This is a genomic window from Pseudonocardia sp. CA-142604, from assembly GCF_050948475.1.
Classification (GTDB): Bacteria; Actinomycetota; Actinomycetes; order Mycobacteriales; family Pseudonocardiaceae; genus Pseudonocardia; species Pseudonocardia alaniniphila.
Genome location: NZ_CP192045.1, coordinates 7,742,757 through 7,758,028, shown reverse-complemented (window position 1 = coordinate 7,758,028; position 15,272 = coordinate 7,742,757). Strand labels below are relative to the sequence as shown.

The 15,272-nt window shown below is 70.5% G+C and carries 12 protein-coding genes; 1 reads left to right on the top strand and 11 read right to left on the bottom strand.

The genetic code is table 11. The annotated features are described in order from the left end of the window. Positions 1 to 143: 143 nt before the first annotated feature. The 4 genes from ACQPZQ_RS35000 to ACQPZQ_RS34985 are packed head-to-tail and all read right to left on the bottom strand — an operon-like array spanning position 144 to position 5,308. A complete protein-coding gene (locus tag ACQPZQ_RS35000; protein WP_433288053.1) occupies positions 144 to 1,640 on the bottom strand; it encodes a CoA-acylating methylmalonate-semialdehyde dehydrogenase in 1,497 nt (498 codons plus the stop codon). Beyond that, on the bottom strand, positions 1,637 to 3,013 hold the full coding sequence (locus ACQPZQ_RS34995; protein WP_433288051.1) for an MFS transporter: 1,377 nt from the start codon (positions 3,011 to 3,013) through the stop codon (positions 1,637 to 1,639). Before ACQPZQ_RS34995 ends, ACQPZQ_RS35000 begins: the two co-directional genes overlap by 4 nt. Before the next feature lie 31 nt (positions 3,014 to 3,044). Next, positions 3,045 to 3,773: an enoyl-CoA hydratase/isomerase family protein gene (locus ACQPZQ_RS34990; protein ID WP_433288049.1), complete on the bottom strand. Its 729-nt coding sequence runs from the start codon at positions 3,771 to 3,773 to the stop codon at positions 3,045 to 3,047. After that, positions 3,773 to 5,308 carry an aldehyde dehydrogenase gene (locus tag ACQPZQ_RS34985; protein ID WP_433288047.1) on the bottom strand — a complete coding sequence of 512 codons (1,536 nt, stop codon included), beginning with the start codon at positions 5,306 to 5,308 and terminating at the stop codon, positions 3,773 to 3,775. Before ACQPZQ_RS34985 ends, ACQPZQ_RS34990 begins: the two co-directional genes overlap by 1 nt. A gap of 153 nt (positions 5,309 to 5,461) precedes the next feature. On the opposite strand from ACQPZQ_RS34985, the gene ACQPZQ_RS34980 reads away from it, so the two are divergent. Beyond that, on the top strand, positions 5,462 to 6,127 hold the full coding sequence (locus ACQPZQ_RS34980; protein WP_433288045.1) for a GntR family transcriptional regulator: 666 nt from the start codon (positions 5,462 to 5,464) through the stop codon (positions 6,125 to 6,127). A 23-nt stretch (positions 6,128 to 6,150) separates the two neighbouring features. Here the strand turns inward: ACQPZQ_RS34980 and ACQPZQ_RS34975 are convergent, their stop codons facing one another. The 7 genes from ACQPZQ_RS34975 to ACQPZQ_RS34945 form a co-directional block, all read right to left on the bottom strand. Then, entirely contained in the window at positions 6,151 to 7,587 is a 1,437-nt protein-coding gene (locus tag ACQPZQ_RS34975) for an FAD-dependent oxidoreductase (protein ID WP_433288043.1), read from the bottom strand. Positions 7,588 to 7,722: 135 nt separating this feature from the next. Then, complete coding sequence (locus ACQPZQ_RS34970) at positions 7,723 to 9,117, bottom strand: FAD-binding oxidoreductase (RefSeq protein WP_433288041.1); 1,395 nt, start codon at positions 9,115 to 9,117, stop codon at positions 7,723 to 7,725. Positions 9,118 to 9,168: 51 nt separating this feature from the next. After that, entirely contained in the window at positions 9,169 to 12,336 is a 3,168-nt protein-coding gene (locus ACQPZQ_RS34965) for an ATP-binding protein (RefSeq protein WP_433288039.1), read from the bottom strand. 25 nt (positions 12,337 to 12,361) lie between these two features. After that, on the bottom strand, positions 12,362 to 12,535 hold the full coding sequence (locus ACQPZQ_RS34960; RefSeq protein ID WP_241039864.1) for a hypothetical protein: 174 nt from the start codon (positions 12,533 to 12,535) through the stop codon (positions 12,362 to 12,364). A gap of 114 nt (positions 12,536 to 12,649) precedes the next feature. Further along, positions 12,650 to 13,384, bottom strand: coding sequence for an acetate uptake transporter (locus tag ACQPZQ_RS34955; RefSeq protein WP_433288037.1), 735 nt, complete (start codon positions 13,382 to 13,384; stop codon positions 12,650 to 12,652). A gap of 193 nt (positions 13,385 to 13,577) precedes the next feature. Further along, positions 13,578 to 13,748, bottom strand: a complete 171-nt coding sequence (locus tag ACQPZQ_RS34950) for a hypothetical protein (protein WP_433288035.1) — start codon at positions 13,746 to 13,748, stop codon at positions 13,578 to 13,580. A gap of 73 nt (positions 13,749 to 13,821) precedes the next feature. Beyond that, a complete protein-coding gene (locus ACQPZQ_RS34945) occupies positions 13,822 to 15,255 on the bottom strand; it encodes an FAD-dependent oxidoreductase (protein WP_433288033.1) in 1,434 nt (477 codons plus the stop codon). Between the last annotated feature and the right edge of the window lie 17 nt (positions 15,256 to 15,272).

Sequence of the window (15,272 nt, the reverse complement as noted above, 5' to 3'; positions counted from 1 at the left end):
TGGAGCCATAGAACTGTCAGGAGTACCCGTCCGGAAGCATTACGGTTCCATAATGCGAAGGACGCGCCGGCCACGGGGTCCGTTGCGTTACGGTCCGTGGCCGGCGCGTGGGAGCGGACGTTCTTCGTGCGCGCACGTCTTTCTCAGTTCGAGGTCGGGAAGCTGTAGCTGGCACCCCCGCCCGTCTCGGAGTGCGGCCAGCGGGAGGTGACGACCTTGGCCCGGGTGTGGAAGCGGACGCCCTCGGGGCCGTGCACGTGCGTGTCGCCGAACAGTGAGTCCTTCCACCCGCCGAACGAGTAGTACGCCATGGGCACCGGGATCGGAACGTTGATTCCGATCATGCCGACGTGGACCTCGCGCTGGAACCGGCGCGCAGCCTCCCCGCTGCCCGTGAAGACGGACGTGCCGTTGCCGTACGGGTTGGCGTTGATCAGCGCGATCGCCTCGTCGAGCGTCTCGGCGCGCAGGACCACCAGTACGGGGCCGAAGACCTCGTTGCGGTAGACGTCCATCTCGGCCGTCACGTGGTCGATCACGGTCGGCCCGACGAAGTACCCGTCCTGCAGGGCGTCGGACTGGATCGCGCGGCCGTCGGCCACGAGGGTGGCGCCCTGGCCCTCTGCCGAGGTGACGTACCCGATGATCCGGTCCTTGGACTGCTGGGTGATCACCGGACCCATCTCGCTGGTGGAGTCGGTGCCCGGACCGACCTGGACGGCTGCCGCCTTCGCGCGCAGCGTCGCGACGAGCCTGTCGGCGGCGTCGCCCACGGCGACCGCAGCGGAGATCGCCATGCAGCGCTGGCCCGCGGAACCGAAGGCCGCAGCGGTCAGGTGGTCGGCGGCGAAGTCGATGTCGGCGTCCGGGAGCACCACGGCGTGGTTCTTCGCGCCGCCTAGCGCCTGCACGCGCTTGCCTGCCTGCGTCGCGCGTTCGTGCACGTAGCGGGCGATGGGAGTGGAACCGACGAAGGACACCGCGGCAACGTCCGGGTGGTCGAGCAGCGCGTCGACCGCCACCTTGTCGCCGTTCACGACGTTGAAGACGCCGTCGGGCAGCCCCGCCTCCGCCCACAGCTCGGCGAGCAGCACGGACGCCGATGGCACCCGCTCGCTCGGCTTGAGCACGAAGGTGTTGCCGCAGGCGATGGCGATGGGGTTCATCCACATCGGGACCATCACCGGGAAGTTGAACGGCGTGATCCCGGCGACCACCCCGAGCGGCTGGCGGAACGAGAAGCTGTCGATGCCCGTGGAGACCTGGTCGGAGAACTCGCCCTTGAGCAACTGCGGGATCCCGCACGCGAACTCGACGACCTCCAGACCCCGTTGGACCTCGCCCCGGGCGTCGGCGAGCACCTTGCCGTGCTCGGACGTGATCAGCTCGGCGAGCTCGTCGGTGTGGGCCCGCACCAGCTCGCGGAAGGCGAACAGGATGCCCGTCCGTTTGCTCAGCGAGGTCTGCGACCACGAGACGAACGCCTCGGACGCGGCCTGGACGGCGAGGCCGACGTCAGTGGCGTCGGCCAGGGCCACCTCGGCCTGTTGCCGGCCGGTGGCCGGGTCGTACACCAGGCCGACCCGGTGGGTCGTGCCTGCGGTCGGCTTGCCGCCGATCCAGTGGTCAATGGTTCTCATGGTCGTATTCCTTCGCTGACGATGCCCCCGGCGACGAGCCCGTCGACCGAAGTCGCGGGGTTGTCGTCGAAGAGGAACTCCCCGTGGGTTTCCGGGGTGAATGCCAGGCCGATGAACGCGATCACGATCAATGCGGAGACCGCGGTCGTGGCCAGGGCCAAACTGCCGCCGAACCACTGCGTCGCAATTGCGCCGGCGAGAAGTGGGCCTGCGGCGGTGAAGAGCCGGCCGATGCTGTTGGTCACCGCGAGGGCCGATGCCCGCACCGAGGCGCCGAACAGCTCGGGGAAGAACACGGCGCTGCCCGAGAGCACGCCGAACACGCCGAAACCGACGAAGGGCAGCAGCCACATGTAGGCCGTGAAGCTCGTGCCGAACGGGTAGAGCACGCAGACGGCGATGATGCCGATGACCAGGCTCATCACGAAGGTGGGCTTGCGGCCGATCTTGTCGGCGATGAACCCCCAGCTGGCGTACCCGATCAGGCCACCGAGGTTGAGCATGGCCGTGGCCCATGACACGTAGCCGACCACGGCGTTCCCGGTGACGCCGTGCTCCCCGACGATCTCGCGGACGATCTGCGGGGTCCAGGTGGTGACCCCCCAGAACGCGAACAGCGCGCCGATGCAGATGACCGTGCAGGGCAGGGTCCGCCGGAGCATCGGAGGCGTGAACAGCTGCGTGAGGACGAAGCGGTCGGCCGCGATCTTGCGGGCTCCCGCCGCCCGCTCCTGCTTGCGCACCGCACGTGCGGCCTTGACCGTCGCCGTCGACTCGGGCTCGTGCACGTGCTGGCGGATGAACAGCACGAGGAGGGCCGGAATGAGGCCGAAGGCGAGAGTGATCCGCCATCCGAAGCCGCCGACGAAGTTGTAGACGATCGCCGAGAGGAACGAGCCGATCGCCAGGCCGGACATCATGATGCCGCTGGCCTTGGCGCGGTGGCGGTTGTTCCACGCTTCGGCCACCAGCGCCGCGCCGATCGGAAGCTCCACGCCGGAGCCGATCCCGGCGATGAAACGCAGAACCGCGAAATGCCAGAACTCGCCGGACAGCGTGGCCAGCGCGGTGAACACGGAGTAGGTCAGCACTCCGATGATCAGGACCCGGACGCGTCCGACGTAGTCCGCCAGCGCGCCGAACGCGATCGCGCCCACCGCCCAGCCGAACAGGAAGACCGTGACGGCGAGGCCGCTGTAGAACGAGGACGGGTGACCGAGCAGGTCGGTGGTCGCCGGGCCGGCGACCTGCGTGAACAGGCTGGAATCGAAGCCGTCCAGCGCCCACCCCATTGTGGTGGCGACCAGGACGGCCCATTGGTAACGGCTGATCTCATGACGCCAGGAGTGCGCGCCGGGGCGTGCGACTGCCATCGTCGGCTCCTTTGCCAGGCCGTTGCGGGGATCAGGAATTCGTGACGTCGCCGAGCAGGCGCAGGCGGCGCAAGCCCCCGACGACCAGGCGGTCGATGCTCAGTTCGAGGGCCTGGTCCTCGTCGAGGGAGCGGCCGGCCTCCAACATCTCCCGGATCTCGGCGTGGATGCGGGGGTCGTGCTGACGCAACGCGGTGATGCGCTCGTCGCTGTCCTTGGTCAGCTCGTCCGGCCCGGAGACCACGGCGTTGAGCAGGCCGAGCTCCACCGCGCGTGCGGCGGTGATCTTCTCGCCGGTGGCGGTGAGCCAGAACGCCTGCCGCTCACCGACCACCTTGGGCAGCCAGGCCAGCACGAGTGCCGGTGCCAGGCCGATGCCGACCTCGGGGAACCAGAACTTCGCGGTCGAGACAGCGACCGCCACGTCACACGCCGCCAGGACGCCGACGCCGAACCCGGCTGCGTCGCCCTGCACCTGCGCGACGGTCACCAGCTTCGTCCGGCGCAGCGCGCGCTGGAGACCGACCAGCACCTCCGTCTCGGCGTGCAGATCCTCCGGAGTGGTGCCTGCCCGCTCACGGCCGAGGCAGAACGCCGAGCCGTTGGCCCGCAACCGGAGGACGTGTGCGCCGGCCGGCGGGCGCAGCAACAGCTCGGTGAGCTGCTCGACCATCGCGATGCTCAGGAGGTTGTCGGACCCGTTGTCCAACTCGACATCGACGATGCCCTCGGCCGGCGTGGAGACGGTCAGGCCGCCCATCAGTTGAGCCTTTCCGTCGCGACGCCGCCGTACCAGTCGACGTCGTCCGGCGCCGTGCGGACGGTGATCGCGCGGACGTGGGTGAAGTCGTTGAACGACTCCCAGCCGCCTTCCCGGCCGACGCCGCTCTCGCGCAGGCCACCCCACGGCGACGACGGGTCGAGCCGGTGGTGGTCGTTGATCCAGACCATGCCCATCTCGAGCCGCCCGGCCACCCGGTGCGCACGGGCGACGTCCCGCGTCCAGACCGACGAGCCCAGCCCGTACGGCGAGTCGTTGGCCAGGGTGATGGCCTCCTCCTCGTCGTCGAACGGGACGGCGACGACGACCGGCCCGAAGATCTCCTCGCGGGCGATCCGCATGTCGTTGGTGACGTCGGCGAGGACGGTGGGCTCGATGAAGAACCCGCCGGGAAGGCCGGGCACCTCAGCTGCGCGCCCGCCGGTGGCGACCCGTGCGCCTTCACTGCGGCCGAGCTCGACGTACCCGAGGATGCGTTCCTGGGCCCGCTTCGAGATCACCGGGCCGAGCTGGGTGGTCTCCAGTGCGGGGTCGCCGATGCGGATCGACCTGGCGACCTTCGACAGCGCCTCGATGACGTCGTCGTAGATGCCGCGCTGGATCAGCAGCCTGCTTCCGGCGATGCACGTCTGACCGGCCCCGATGAAGCCACCGAAGGCGGCACCTCGAGCGGCGACGTCGATGGGGGTGTCGTCGAAGATCAGGACGGGGGACTTGCCGCCGAGCTCGAGTGTGGCCTTGGCGAACCGCTTGGCCGTCGCGACCGCGATCGCCCGGCCCGGCTCCGTGCCCCCGGTGAAGACGGCCTTCTTGACCAGCGGGTGCTCGGTCAGGGCGGCTCCCGCGGTCGGGCCGAGACCGGGCACGACGTTGAGCACGCCGTCGGGGATGCCGGCCTCCTGCGCGATCTGGCCCAGCAGCAGCGCGGTGAGCGGGGTCTGCTCGGACGGCTTGAGCACCACGGTGTTGCCGGTGGCCAGCGCGGGGGCGAGGCTCTTCGACGCGATCATCATCGGGTGGTTGAACGAGGACAGGATCCCGACCACGCCGAGGGGGAAACGGCTGGTGTAGGCGTGGTAGTCGCCCCGCAGCGGGACGACCGACCCGCGGTCGGCGAGCAGCAGGGCCGCGTTGTAGCGGTACCACTCCGCGAGCCGGGTGATCTGCGCCCTGGTCTCCGTGATCGGCCGGCCGTTGTTCAGGGTCTCGAGCCGGTAGAGGTCGGTCATCCGAGCTTCGATGCCGTCGGCGAACCGGTTGATCACTCGTGCGCGGTCGTGGATCGGCAGGTCGCGCCACACCCCCGAGCGGAACGTCTCGTCGGCGACCCGGACGGCCTCGTCGACGTCCTCCTCGCTCGCTCCCGCCACGTCCGTGAAGACCTCGCCGGTGGCGGGGTTCGTGACGGGGATCCGCGGGGCGCGGCCCTCCACGACATGCCCTCCGATGCGGAGCCCGGTCGGCAGACCCTCGATCGGGTCGGCCCCCTGGGTCGACGGAGCGGTGATGGACATCGTTGGCTCCTTGTTCGGTATACGGCTTGCCATTATCGGTATACAGCCGACGTTAGGCAGCGACACTCGGAGTGGCAAGGGCTACGAGGTTGGGACACCTTGTGAGTTCATGACCGAAGTGCATACTTGCCGTGACGAACGGCAGGAGGTCACATGGCGGCGGCCGAGTCGGCTGCGGGGCGGGTCACGCGCGATCTGCGACGGCGGGTGCTCAGCGGCGATCTCAAGCCCGGCACGGTGCTGTCCCAGGCCCGCATCGCGGCGGAGTACGACGTGAGCCGGATGCCCGCGCGCGATGCGTTGCAGGTGCTGGCCAACGAGGGCCTGGTGGACCTCGGGCCCGCCACCTCCGTCGTGCGCGAGCTGTCGATCGCCGAGCTGCAGGAGCTCTACGAACTGCGCGAGGCCGTCGAGCCGCTGCTCACCCGGCTGGCCGTGCCGAACGTCGGCCGCGCCCAGCTGGCGCAGATGGCTGCGCTGGTCGACGTGATGGAGGCGGAGGTCTCACCGGCCGAGTGGCTGGAGGCCAACGCGCGGTTCCACGCGCGCATCTTCACCTGCGCCGACCGCCCGCGGATGATCGAACTGACCCAGCACCTCCGGCGCCTGACCGACCGGTACCTGTACCTGCACATCGGGGTGATCGAGAACCTCGAGCACCTGCATGCCGAGCACCGGGAGATTCTCGACGCGGTTCGGGCAGGCGACGCGGCTGCGGCCGCGGAGTCCACGCGCCTGCACCTCGTCACGTCACACGAGCTCATCCTGCGTCACCTGCTGGAGAACGAGCTGCTCGCACCGCTCTCCCAGGGCAGCTGAGCCGACGCGGGGCTCGGGCGTTCCTACGCCACGGTCCGTATGGGCTGGTCCGCGACCGCTGCCAGCAGCTGGGCACGGGTCGGGCCGCCCGCGGGGTACGGGGGCGCCTCGTCGTCGACGGCCTCGATCTTGGCGCGCAGTGTGGCGGGGAAGACCGCCGGGTCGAGAGGTTCGATATGCAGCGCGCTGCGCATGTAGATGCGCAGCGCGTCGGCGTCCATCCGCACCAACCGCTGCAGCGCCCGTTGCAGTTGCCAGGTCGCGCCGGTGGGCCGGTGGGGCGTGCCGGCGATGTCGGCCTGGATCTCGGCCATCCGGTTCCGGTCCTGGGCGAGCGTCCTCCTGTAGAGGGGGCCGACCACCGCCTCGATGGCCTCGGCGAAGCGGGTTGCGAACTCGTCGGACCGGTCCGGCCCGACGTCGCGGAGCACGTCCCGCAGTGTGCACGCCTGGACGAGGCCGGTGGCCGAGCCGCGGCCGAGCGAGGGGTTGGTCCGCACGACGGCGTCGCCCACTGCAACCAGGCCGGTGACCACCGGCGCCCCGTCGACGACGAACGACCGGCGCCGATCGGGGGAGCCCGCCATCACCTGGATCCCGGTGATCGGCGTGGACACCGACCGCAGCCGGCCGAGGTTGGGGAACAGGGCCAATGCACGTTCCCAGGCGTCGACGTCCCGCAGCCCGCGCAGCTCACGATCGTTGGACGCCACGTAGAAGCACAGGCTGTAGGTGTCGGCGTCCCCGTAGATGGTGAGCAGGGACATCCCTTCGTACGGGATGAGGCCGCTCGTGAGCGGCACCGAGCCGGGTTCGTTGTTGCGGAACTGCCGGCAGTAGTAGACGAACCCGAGCTCCTCCGCCTGCTCGTCGGGCCGGCGGGCGCCGATCGCGCCGAGCATCCGGTCGACGGACGTGTTGCGGCCCATCGCGTCGACCACGAGGTCGGCGCTCAGCTTCTCGCCGGCGTCGATCACGACTCCGCCGACGTGCGGAACCCCGTGGACGCCCGGCGGGGCCGGCACCAGCGCGGCCACCCTCGCTCCTCGCCGTACCGTGACGCCCTGGGCGCGCGCCGCGACCGCTGACAGCGCCCCTTCCAGGACCGGCCGGCGTGCCGACATCCCCCGCAGATCCTCGTCACCGGCGCGGATGCCACCGGTCAGGGCGACCGGCATCGTGTCGATCGGATTGATGCGCCTGCCGCCCAGCCGTTCGACCTCGTCGATCACCTCGGGCAATTCCCGTTCCATCAGCCGTCGCCAGTAGGCGAGCATCTGATGGGGCAGCCGGAACTGGCTGACGCCCGGTCGTTCCCAGTTGCGCCACAACGACTCCGCGTCACCGTCCGGTTCGGCCGGGTCACGCTCGAGCACCGTGACGTCGTGACCGTCCCGGGCGAGCAGCAATGCCGTGGCGAGGCCGGTCAGACCGGCGCCGATGACGACGATGCGCGCCATTTCCGTTCTCCCTACATCCCCCCACGGGTCGCAGCCGTCACGGACCCGGCCCCCGTACCCACCATCTGCTTCCGGGCCAGGTGGCGGTAGGTGGGGCCCGTCACGCTGCGCGACCCCGGGTTCCGACGGAACCGGTTACTCGGCCGGTCGGACGTTCTGGTTGACGTGGAACAGGTTGTCCGGGTCGTAGCGCTTCTTGACCTGGGCCAGCCGCTCGTAGTTGCCGCGGTAGGACGCCTTCACCCGGTCCTGTCCCTCGTCCATGAGGAAGTTGACGTAGGCGCCACCGGCCGAGGTCGGGTGCAGCTCCTCCCAGTAGTCGCGGGCCCAGCGCGAGATCGCGTCCGCGTTCGCCGGGTCCGGGTCGACGCCCACGATGACCCCCGCCCAGCCCCCGTCGCGGTAGGGGAAGGCCGTGGCACCCTCCGGCACCCGGGAGGCGGCGCCGTCGATGGGATACAGGTGCATGGTGGAGTGGCCCGACGGCAGTTGCGCGCCGTACTTGCGGTGCACGTCAATGGCGGCGTCGGAGATCGTGGTGAAGACGTCCGCACGCCAGTACCACTGCAGGCCGGCCGGGTACAGGGCGTCGAATGCGCTCTGCAGCACGGGGAACGGCATGTCGTGCAGGCCGACCACCAGCGGCGAGCCGAACGTGGTGATCGGTTCGAGCACCTCGTCCGCCCGGTCGTGCGGGCCGGTGTAGCACCAGACGATCGCGCAGGCCTTGCGGCCCCAGAGCTCTTCGGGGAACGGTGGTGCAGGCGGGATGGTGATCAGCCCGATCCAGCCGTTGAGCTCCTCGGGCAGTGACGGGATCAGCTCCCGGTACCAGCGCATCACGGCGTCGGTGTCGGCGAAGTCGTAGAGCACCGGACCGCCGATGATCGTGCCGTTCTCCCCGATGTCGTGGCAGCGGAACGTGAAGGACGTGACCACACCGAAGTTCCCGCCGCCACCACGCAGGGCCCAGTACAGGTCGCTGTGGGAGCTCTCGTTCGCCGTCACGAACGTGCCGTCGGCGAGTACGACATCGGCGGAGACGAGGTTGTCGGACGTGAGCCCGAAGCGCCGGGTGAGGTAGCCGATCCCGCCGCCGAGCGTCAGGCCCGCCACGCCCGTGGACGCGATGAAGCCAGACGGGGTGGCCATGCCGAAGGCGGCGGTGGCGTGGTCGACGTCGCCCCACGTGCATCCGGCATCGGCGCGCACGGTGCGGTTCACGGGGTCGACAGTGGTGCTGCGGAGCAGTGACAGGTCGATGACCAGCGCGTCGTCCCACACACCGAGCCCTGCGGCGTTGTGGCCGCCACCCCGGACGGCGATCTCGAGGCCGTGGTCACGACCGAAGCGGACACAGGCGATGACGTCGGCGACGTCCCGGCAACGGGCGATGGCCGCGGGCCGTTTGTCGATCATGGCGTTGTAGACGGAGCGGGCGTCGTCGTAGCTCGGGTCTTGCGGCGTGATCAGGTCGCCGCGAAGGGCGGCGGCCAACTCGTCGTACGGAGCCACGGTGGTGGTGGTCATGACGTCTCCTCGGCTGCGGCGCTCGACGTCCGAGCGACCCGGTTGCCGACGCTAGGAATCCGGCGTTCGCGCAGCGTTCGTGGTGGCGTTCGCGGGAGGACGAACACCGCGCTCGGCGAGGTCGAGACCACAACGCCGCAACAGCGCAACGCTGCCGTGGGCACGCGCCATCTCCGCCGCCGACAGCAACCGGGCGACGGCGGCGTCAGGGTCGTCGTAGGCCGCCCGCATCCGCATCACCTGCGGCATCCACCACAGGTCGTCCCGGGCCTGTCCCGCGACGAGAGCCGCGTCGAGGGTCGCCCGGACCGCACCGGCCCGGTCGTCACGGGCCGAGGACTCGGCGAGCAGCGAGAGCCAGTACGGCATGCGGGCGAATGCGCCCTCCGACCTGAGGTTCTCGATCCCGCGCCGGGCGAGGTCAGCGCCCGACCCGTCCGTGCGGGCCCAGCCGTCGAGGATCAACCCCCACTCGCGGTAGTACGCGAAGTCGTAGCGGTCACAGAGCTCGCGCAGCTCGGCGACGGTGTCGTTCAGTTCGGGCAGGTCGTGCCGCATCTGGTGAGTGATGGAGCCGTAGGCCAGCGCTACGGCCAGGTTGTACGGGTGCCCGATCGACCGGGCCAGCGCGATCGCTTCCCGGCAGCTCGCGACGGCCTCGGCGTCGTGGTCGAGAAGCCAGTGGGCGTGCGCCGACCAGGCCTTGCCGTGCACGACGGGACGCGTCCCGACACTGAGCGCGGCGGCCGCGTCCAGTTCGGCGGCGACCTCGAAATGGCGCAGCGCCTCCTCCGGCATGCCGAGGCTGACGGCGGAGCCCCCGAAGGCGAAGTGGGCCGCGCCGTTGAGCGCGGAGTCGGGTTCGACCACGGTGAGCAGGCGCTCCGCCGTGCGGTGAGCGTCGGCGATCCGGCCCTGGACGAACCGGGACGCCCAGAGCCCGATGAGGCCGTCCAGAACGGAGTTCTTGCGACCGAGCCTCTCGGCGAGGGCGACGGTGCGTTCGAGCGTGTTCTGCAGCCTGGGGGAGGAGTAGCCGTACCGGGCGTTGACCGGCGCCGCAAGGGCTTCGAGGACGCCCAGCTCCTGTGTGTCCCTGTCCCGGCCCGCGGGGAGGGTGCGCAGGATCGTCAGCGCCTCCTGATGCAGGCGGATCGCTTCGTCGTGGGCGAACCTGCCTGCTGCGACGTCGGCCGCACGCCGGTAGTAGGTCACGGCCCGCTCCGCGCGTCCCCCGCGGGCGTACTGCTCAGCGAGCTGCGCCGAGACGCCGTCCGTGTCGTCGGGGTGCAGCAGTTCGAGTCCCTGCGCGATGCGCCGGTGCAGCAACCACCGCTTCGGCGGGCTGATCTGCGCGTAGGCGGTGTCGCGCAGCAGGTCGTGGGAGAAGTCGTAGCCGTCGCGGAACTCGCGGATGATCCTGCGCCGCCACAGTTCGTCGACGGCGTGGACCACGTCGCCCGCGTCGAGGTCGCTCGCCTCGCTGAGCAGGTCGAGGGTGAAGTTCCGGCCCACCGCGGCCGCCAGCCCCGCAACCTCACGGGCCGTGGGCGTCACCTGGTCGAGGCGGTTGCGCAGCACCGCGGTGAGGTCAGTGACCGGGAGCGGTGCCCCCGCCGGATCCGCGCTGCCCAGATCGACCGTCGCCCGTGCCGCCTCGACGACGTACAACGGGAAGCCGCCGGTGGCCGCCTGAAGGAGGCTCGCGTCCTCGTCCGGGAGGGGCTGCCCTGAGATCTCCTCGGCGAGACGGGTGGTGTCGGCGACCTCCAGCGGGCTGACCGGAAGCTCGGTCAGCATCCCGGTGGCCCGCATCCGGACGGCCCAGTCGGCAGCTCCGGCTTCGTCGTCGAGGGTCTCGTCCCGCCGGGTGGCCGCCACCATGACCGGCCGGTCGGAGGCACGCCCGAGGGCGAACGTGAGGAACTCGAGGGTCTCCTTGTCGCACCACTGCACGTTGTCGAGCACCAGCAGCATCGGGCGGCCGACGCCGAGCAGAGCCCGTGCCAGGCCCTCGTAGAAGCGGTGGCGCTGCCAGGCGTCCACCATGGCCCGGAGGCTGGCCCCCGGCTCCCCGCGACCCTCGGCCGAGGGCACCAGCCTGTCGACCTCGACGCGCCACACCGGTTCGAGCGCCGTCATCGACGACCGGATCGCCGGGTTGCGCAGCCAGTCGGCCACCGGCGCCAGCGCCAGGCGCCCCGAGGCCCCGAAGCACTGGGTGCTCGCCACCACCGCACCCTGGCGCCGGGCCAGCTCGGCGAGCTCGGCGACGAGGCGGGTCTTCCCGACGCCGGGATCGCCGCGGACGAGCGCGATGACCGGGCGCCCCGCGGCTGCGCCGGCCCACAGCGTCCGGAGGACCTGCATCTCCCGGGTCCGTCCGACGAGCTTCGCTGCGGCCGGTCCCGTACGGGCCGGCGGGACGTCGATCGTCGACGGCGGTGGCGTCGCAGGGTCGGCGCGGGCCATCACGCGCTGGAGTGCCGCGAGCGTCGTGCGGTCGGGGGCGAGGCCGAGTTCGCGCTCCAGGACCGAAGCGCAGTGGTGGTAGGTGCTCACGGCCCCGGCCCGGTCACCCAGGTCGGCCTGCAGCGTCATCAGGGACCGGTATCCGGCCTCCTCCAACGGACGGAGCTGGATACGCCGCCGAGCTGCCTCGACCGCGCCTGCGAGGTCGCCGGTGCGGGTCCGCGCATCGCGGCTCAGGTCGCACAGCTCCACGCACTGGCCCTCGAGCTCGGATCGGGCGTCGAACAGCCAGTCGTCGTATACGCCAGGTAGCAGCTCGCCCCGGTAGCAGGTGATGGCCGCGCCCGCGTGCCTGATCACCGCCTCGGTGTCGTCGGCGGCCAGCGCGGCCAGCGCGGCGCGGCGTTCGATGTCGAAGGTGCGCACGTCGACGCGACAGGTGGGGCTGTCCTCCCAGCACAGGTCCCTCGACGTGACGACGAGCGGCGGGTCGCCGAGGAGCTGTCTCAGGTGGTGGAGCTCGCGGCGCAGGTTCGTGAGTGCCTGCGCGTCGGTGGACTCGGGCCAGAAGAGCCCGGCGATGCGCTGCCGGGACTGGGGAGACCCGGCGTGGACGACCAGGAAGGCCACCAGCGCGAGGGAGCGCGACGACCGCGTCCGGACGGTGCCGGTGGCGTCGTCGGAGATCGACTGCTCGCCGAGGAGAGAGATGTGCAGCATCTCGTGCGCCTCCCGAACCGCGCTCATCCGTGCCGGGACTCCTCCGGGGTCCTCATGTCCGCTTGTGCGGCACCCCCGCGTTCGGGACCAGGTTCCGTTCCACGAACGCGTACGCCTCAGCGAGGTCGCGGACCCCGGCCGGGCTGTTACCCACGGACGGAGCGGCCTTGATGATCGCCTTGAGCACCGCCTCACGGGCCTGCTCACTCAGGCTCTGATCAGCCATGCCGACTGACGCTACTCGGGCGAGCACAGAAAACCGCCACCGAACACGAGGCCGGACGTGCACGGTGGCGGAGTTTCTGTTTTCAGTCGTTCGTGATCAATGATTCTTTCGTGGTTACTGCCCGGCCTTGACGCCCGGCTCGTACTGGATCAGGTTGCGCGGGACCGCGCCGGGAAGGTGCGCCGAACGGCGCTTTCCGACCGGCAGGACGGCCCGCTTGAAGGTGGACTCGAGCATCATCGCGCTGCCGAGGTACCAGGCGAGAAGGGCGGAGACGAGCAGTACGTAGGCGGCCACGGTCTGGACCACCGGCACGCCGCCCATCAGGGCGATGGCGAGGAGGGTGGATCCGGCGGCCAGGGTGCCCAGCACTGCGGTCAGCGCGTTGTTCTCGCGGGTGGCGGCGATTGCTCCCACCCACGTGATCGCGGCCAGTACCACGAACCAGAAGCCGAAGGCGACGGACGCCGTACCGCTGGCGGCGGCGGCGGGCAGCACGCCCAGTGCGATCAGCAGGTTGTACAGGCCGTAGCCGATCCAGAACGAGCCCCAGATGCCGTGCATCGCTGTGGCCACCGCGTCGCGGGCCCGGTAGGCCCACATGCCGGCGAGCAGTTGCGCGATGCCGCCTGCCGCCAGTGCGAAGGGGAACAGGATCAGTGGTGTCTGCGAATCTCCGTACCAGCCGGCCAGGTTGGCGGCGACCATGAACGTGGCCGCGGCGAAGCCGAACAGTCCGAGGACGGACGGCGCGGCAACCGGTGACAGCGCGATCGTGGTGTGCTCGCGCCAGAAGTTGTGGTCGGGCGCATCGGCGAGTGCCGAACGCCCATTCGTACCGGTGATCATTTCTTGCCTCCCAGGTTTCACGCCGGGCTCCGGCCCACCCGGCGGCCGTCCGGGATGCGATTCCCGAGGCGACTCGGCGGGCTTCTCCTTCTGCTCGGAGAAACCCACACCTGGATCAACGCCGGAACTGCTGGTGAAAAGCCCGTTCCGGCTGTCTACAACCTCACACGGCCGTCGTCAGTGATGAAGCCCGTCAGGAGGCGCGTTGTCCGGACAGCGAAGGGGGCCGGGGTTTCCGGCTCCTTTTGTCGCCGAGCCGCCGGACGAGCTTGCGCAGTCTCTTGGTCTTGAGATCGCGCATCGAGCGTTCGAGCGCGTCCTGGCGCTTCGTGAGCTTCTTCAGCTGCTTCTTCAGCGACGCCATTCGACGCCTCCCCTCATCGGTTCCGGATCCACGCTCCCGCTTGTGTGCCCGTCCAGCCCCGGTCGAAACGGCCTTACGCGACGGATTCCGCGGGCTGGTCGGCGCCGGCGACGGCCGCGAGCAGCTGGGCCCGGGTGGGGCCCGTGGGCGGGTAGCTGGGACCGTCGGCCTTCTCCGCCTCGATCCGGGCGCGCAGCGCGGGCGGGATCGCCGTCACGTCGAGGGTCTCGATCTGCAGCGCGGACCGCATGAAGAAGCGCAGCACGTCGGGCTCTTGCATCATGATCTGCCGGACCCTCCGCTGCAGCGCCCAGGCCTCGCTCGCCGGCGGGTAGGGCGTGCCTGCGATGTCCGCCTGGATCTCGGCCATCCGGTTCTGGTCCTGATCGAGCGTCAACCGGTACATCTTCCCGACGACGGCGTCGATCACCTCGGCGAAGCGGCGTGCCAGCTCGGCCGGCCGGTCCGGTCCGACCTCACGGAGCACGTCGCGCAGCACGCACGCCTGCGCCATGCCGATCGACGAGCCCCGACCGAGCGAGGGGTTGGTGCGCACGAAGGAGTCACCGACCGCGACCACACCGGTGGCCACCGGCTCGCCGTCGACGACGAAGGACCGGTGCCGGTCCGGACCACCGGACATCACCTGGACGTCGGTGATCGGTGTGGACATCGCCAGCAGCGGCACGAGGTCGGGGATCAGGGCGGCGGCGCGGTCCCAGGCCTGCGCGTCCCGCAGCGCGCGCAGCTCGCGGTCGTTGGACGCCGCGACGAACGCCACGCCGAACGTGTTCTCATCGGCGGGCACCCAGAGCAGCGACATTCCCTCGTAGAAGAGGATCGCGCTCGGCGCCGGCCGCGGGGACTCGTTGCGGAAGTGCCTGCAGTAGTAGACGAACCCGAGGTCCTCGCTCTGCTCCTCGGGACGCTGGGCGCCGATCCCGGCGAGCATCCGGTCGATCGTGGTGTTGCGCCCCATAGCGTCGACCACCAGGTCGGCGGGCACCGTCTCACCGCCCTCGATGACGACGCCGTTGACGTGCGGGACGCCGCTCGCGTCCGCGGTGGCCACCAGCGCCTCGGCCTTTGCTCCACGCCGGATCGTGACGCCGGGGGTGCGCGCCGCCACGGTCGCCAACGCTCCTTCCACGACCGGCCTGCGGGCCAGCATCATCCGCAGGTCCTCGTCGCCGGGGCGGGACCCGCCGGTCACCGCGGGCGGCATCATGTCGAGAGGGCCCATGCGGACGCCGCCCAGCCGCACCAGCTCGTCGATGACCTCGGGCAGCTCCCGTTCCATCAGCTGGCGCCACAGCGCCTGCATGATGTGGGGCAGCCGGAACTGGCTGACGCCGGGCCGCTCCCAGTTCTCCCACTGCCCGTCCGCCTCGCCTTCCGGCTGCCCGGCGTCACGCTCCAGCACCGTGACGCTGTGGCCGTCGCGTGCGAGCAGCAATGCCGTGGCGAGGCCGTTCAGGCCTGCGCCGATGACGGTGATTCGTGCCATCTCGTTCCCCCCACATT